The sequence below is a fragment of the Mesorhizobium sp. M7A.F.Ca.AU.001.01.1.1 genome (assembly GCF_004022735.1).
Taxonomy (GTDB): Bacteria; Pseudomonadota; Alphaproteobacteria; order Rhizobiales; family Rhizobiaceae; genus Mesorhizobium; species Mesorhizobium ciceri.
The window spans coordinates 1-4,206 of sequence record NZ_RZPF01000592.1 but is presented as its reverse complement, the minus strand read 5'-3'; the positions used below and the strand labels follow the sequence as shown (position 1 = coordinate 4,206).

At 62.4% G+C, this 4,206-nt stretch carries 6 protein-coding genes; 5 read left to right on the top strand and 1 reads right to left on the bottom strand.

Translation table 11 applies throughout. The annotated features are described in order from the left end of the window. On the top strand, nucleotides 1-794 hold a 794-nt coding region (locus tag EN884_RS27840; RefSeq protein WP_206617654.1), incomplete at its 5' end, for a tripartite tricarboxylate transporter permease. Nucleotide 795: 1 nt separating this feature from the next. On the opposite strand, the gene nth is transcribed toward EN884_RS27840, so the two are convergent. Continuing rightward, nucleotides 796-1,620 carry an endonuclease III gene (gene nth, locus EN884_RS27835; protein ID WP_063169002.1) on the bottom strand — a complete coding sequence of 275 codons (825 nt, stop codon included), beginning with the start codon at nucleotides 1,618-1,620 and terminating at the stop codon, nucleotides 796-798. 22 nt (nucleotides 1,621-1,642) lie between these two features. Between nth and EN884_RS27830 the strand changes: the two genes are divergently transcribed. The 4 genes from EN884_RS27830 to EN884_RS27815 all read left to right on the top strand — a co-directional run. Then, complete coding sequence (locus EN884_RS27830) at nucleotides 1,643-2,137, top strand: DUF2244 domain-containing protein (RefSeq protein ID WP_063169003.1); 495 nt, start codon at nucleotides 1,643-1,645, stop codon at nucleotides 2,135-2,137. A 124-nt stretch (nucleotides 2,138-2,261) separates the two neighbouring features. Then, entirely contained in the window at nucleotides 2,262-3,137 is an 876-nt protein-coding gene (locus EN884_RS27825) for a bifunctional helix-turn-helix domain-containing protein/methylated-DNA--[protein]-cysteine S-methyltransferase (protein ID WP_024502817.1), read from the top strand. A gap of 221 nt (nucleotides 3,138-3,358) precedes the next feature. After that, nucleotides 3,359-3,829: a hypothetical protein gene (locus EN884_RS27820; RefSeq protein ID WP_027161336.1), complete on the top strand. Its 471-nt coding sequence runs from the start codon at nucleotides 3,359-3,361 to the stop codon at nucleotides 3,827-3,829. Nucleotides 3,830-3,848: 19 nt separating this feature from the next. Further along, nucleotides 3,849-4,206, top strand: a 358-nt coding sequence (locus tag EN884_RS27815; RefSeq protein WP_128360848.1) for a hypothetical protein, incomplete at its 3' end; no start/stop codon positions are given.

Genomic DNA, 4,206 nt, shown 5'->3' with positions numbered 1-4,206 from the left:
GCCTTATGCCGACCCGCGAGGACTTTCGGCGCATGGCAGCGCCCATCGTGCGCGGAACGATCATCGGTTCAGCGCTCGGCATCCTGCCGGGAGGCGGCGCGATCCTGGCAGCCTTTGCCTCCTACACGGTCGAAAAACGCGTCTCGAAAAACCCGAAGGAGTTCGGCAAGGGCGCCATCGAAGGCGTCGCCGGACCGGAATCGGCAAACAATGCCGGTGCGCAGACTTCCTTCATCCCGATGCTGACGCTGGGCATTCCGGCCAACCCTGTCATGGCGCTGATGATCGGCGCCATGATCATCCAGGGCATCGTGCCCGGCCCCAATGTCGCGACCGAACAGCCGGCGCTGTTCTGGGGCATCATCGCCTCGATGTGGATCGGCAATCTGATGCTGATCATCCTCAACCTGCCGCTGATCGGGCTTTGGGTGAAGCTGCTGACGATCCCCTATTACGTGCTTTTCCCGATCATCATGGCGTTCTGCTCGATCGGCGTCTACAGCGTCAACAGCAACGTCTATGATCTCTACGCCGTCGCCTTCTTCGGCTTCCTCGGCTACCTCCTGACCAAGCTGCGCTGCGAACCGGCACCGCTGCTGCTCGGCTTCGTGCTCGGCCCGCTGCTCGAGGAAAATCTGCGCCGCGCCATGATTCTCTCGCGCGGCGACCCGAGCACCTTCGTGACCAGACCGATCAGCGCCGGCCTGCTGCTCATAGCGCTCGCCGTGCTCGCCGTCGTCTTCCTGCCGGCGGTCAAGAAAAAGCGCGAAGAGGTGTTTGTGGAGGAGAGTTGAATTACGCCGCCGTTCCGCCTCGGTCCTGAACCTCTTCGACCGGGTCGAGCGGTGCGATCGGCACCAGCGGTGCCGGCACATCGGTCGTCTTGACCTCGGCCTTGCAGATGTCGGCGATGACGCAGGCCGGGCAATCCGGCTTGCGCGCCTTGCAGACGTAGCGGCCATGCAGGATCAGCCAGTGATGTGCATGGCGCATATATTCGTCCGGAATGATCTTCAACAATCCCTGCTCGACCTGTTCCGGCGTCTTGCCGGGCGCTAATCCGAGCCGGTTGCCTATGCGAAGAATGTGCGTGTCGACCGCCATCGTGTGCTGGCCGAAGGCCATGTTGAGCACGACATTGGCGGTCTTGCGCCCGACCCCGGGCAGCTTGACCAATTCATCTCGATTATCGGGTACCTCGCCGCCATGGTCGCGGATCAGCGCCTGCGACAGCGCAATCAAATTCTTCGCCTTGTTGCGCCACAGCCCGATGGTGCGGATATATTCGCCGACCCTTGCTTCCCCCAGCGCCAGCATCTTGTGCGGCGTATCGGCGGCCCTGAACAGCGCCCGCGTCGCCTTGTTGACGCCTACATCCGTCGCTTGCGCCGACAGCACCACCGCGACCAGCAGCGTGAAGGCGTTGACATGTTCGAGCTCGCCCTTCGGCTCGGGCCGCTGGACGGAAAAGCGCCGGAATATCTCTTTCACTTCGGCCGGGCTGTAGCGTAACGCGCTTCGCGCCGGCCGCGGGCGCGGCTTTGCGTTCGAACCATCGCGTCGTGCGGGCAACGGCTCTTTTTTGGACAGGGAAGAATCTTTGGACTTGGGGCTTGCCATTTCCCTCCTATAATATCCCCTCATGAGCGACACAAACGCCTCGTTTCAGGCCGACGAGCCATTCTTTCAGGCGCTACTGACCCCGCACCGGTCTCTGGGCCGGACAGGCTTCTTCGTCCTGATGGGCGCGCTGCTGTTCGGCTGGCTGGTGACAGGCGCGTTTTTCCTGTCGCGCGGCGCCTGGCCGGTGTTCGGCTTCTTCGGCCTCGACGTGGCCGCCGTCTACATCGCCTTTCGCATCAACTATCGTGCCGCTCGCGCACGCGAAGAAGTCTCGGTTTCGCGCACCAGCCTCGACATCCGCAAGACAGCCCCCTCGGGGAAATCGGAAGCGCATCGCTTCAATCCGTTCTGGGCGCGGTTTTCGGTGGCCCGTCACGCCGAGATCGGCATCACAGGCATGACGGTGCAAGGTGAAGGCCAGAACGTGCCGATCGGATCGTTCCTGGACCCCGATTCCCGCGAGAGTTTTGCCACCGCCTTTTCGCGCGCGCTGGCGCCCGCCAAGACACGCTGAGGCAGCCGCGAGCGATTCCTGGGCTCGAATCCGGTGCCTATCCGGGTATGCGCCGCAAGAAGGCAAGTTTCGGGTGGCGATCGACGCCCCGAGGGGCGATATTCCGGCTCAAGGAGACAGTTCCATGAGCACACACACCGCAGTCCTCAAAAAGGACATCACGCCTGAGGGCAGCGATTATGAGATCGTGCGCCGTGCCATCGAGAAGATCAGTCTCGACTATCGCGATCAGCCTTCCCTCGAAGAGCTGGCCGAGGAGGTCGGCGAGACGCCGACCGGCCTGCAAAAACTCTTCACCCGCTGGGCCGGCCTGTCGCCCAAGGCCTTCCTGCAGGCGGTGACACTGGACCATGCGCGCAGGCTGCTCGATTCCGGCATGCCTCTGCTCGAGACCTCATTCGAACTGGGCATGTCCGGCCCCGGCCGGCTGCATGACCTGTTCGTCACGCACGAGGCGATGTCGCCGGGCGACTACAAGACACGCGGCGCCGGGCTCACCATTCGCTACGGCTTCCATTCCTCGCCGTTCGGCACCGCCCTGATCATGGCCACCGAGCGCGGGCTCGCCGGCCTCGCCTTCAGCGACCCCGGCGAGGAACGCGCCGCCTTCGCCGACATGTCCAGCCGCTGGCCGAACGCCATCTACGTCGAGGACATGACTGCCACCGGCCCCTATGCCGCCCGTATCTTCGACCCGACGCTGTGGCGCCCCGACCAGCCGCTGCATGTCGTCATGATCGGCACCGACTTCCAGGTTCGCGTCTGGGAGGCGCTGCTCAAGATCCCGATGGGCAAGGCCCGCACCTATTCCTCGATTGCGGCCAGCATCGGCGCACCGTCCGCCAGCCGTGCGGTCGGTGCGGCCAACGGCGCCAATCCGCTCTCTTTCGTGGTGCCTTGTCACCGCGCCATCGGCAAATCAGGCGACCTCACCGGTTATCATTGGGGCCTGACCCGCAAGCGCGCCATTCTGGGTTGGGAAGCCGGGCAGGTATCGTAATATCGATTTTTCTCGATATTGCGAAGAAAAACATGGTTCTATCGGCGCTATCAAGTATAAGCGCTATTTACGCTGTGGTTCCGCTTTTGCAACCGAGGGCAACCTCCGGTTCCTGTAGTTGTTATTTTTGAGGCGTTATTTTAGGTAACTCTAAATTAACCACGATAAAGTGATGATGCTCTCATATTAATCCGGACGATCCGGCTTGATAGGAGGTCTCGATGACATTGTTTCGCGCCGCCTGCGGCGCAGCTCTGCTGGTTGCCAGCGTCGACGAGGCCGCGTTGGCCACGACGCAGAATGTCATCTTCAACGGCACGATCGCGCCCACCTGCACGCTGGTCGTTGCCACCAACGGTACGATGACGGCCAGTCCCGATCTCCAGTCCCTGAGCTCCCACAACAGCGGCGGCTCGGCTGGAACCGTGACGCTGACGACGACCGGAGGTGTGTCGCTGAGCGTCGACCCGGTCACCACCATGACGGTGCCATCCGCCGACAGCACGTCGACGACCTGGACACCCACCTACTCCGCCGCCGGCGCGCATTCCATCGTCGAGACCGGCTCGACAACCAGCATCACCACCCCCGGCGCAGATCTCGTCTCGGTTCACCTTGCCGGAACCAAGGGCGGCAGCAATCGCTTCGCCAACGGCAATTATCAGGCAACGGTAACGCTGCGCTGCGAATGACGCGAGCGAAGGAGGGGTCGTGAAACATGCTCGAATCCTGGCGACGGCGTTGGCCGTCGGATTGGCGCCCGTTGCCGCCAAGGCTCAGTCGATGTCGCCGATGCGTGGCGAGATCAACAGCTTCACCGACGTCTTTGCGGTTCGCGTCTTCCCCGCCAATCCCTACGACCGCAACATCCGGGTCGAAATTCACGTCTACGATCAGGATTTCCAGCCGGTAGATGCCAGGGTCTCTCCAAATGTCTTCCAACTGGCCTCCCAGGCCTCCCGTTCTGTCCTTGTGGTTGTGCCTTTCGGCGGCGCTGCCGAGCGTAAAGTGCGTATCTGTACCGAAAGCATCCCCTTTCCCAATCAACAGACGCAGATAAGGGCACAGA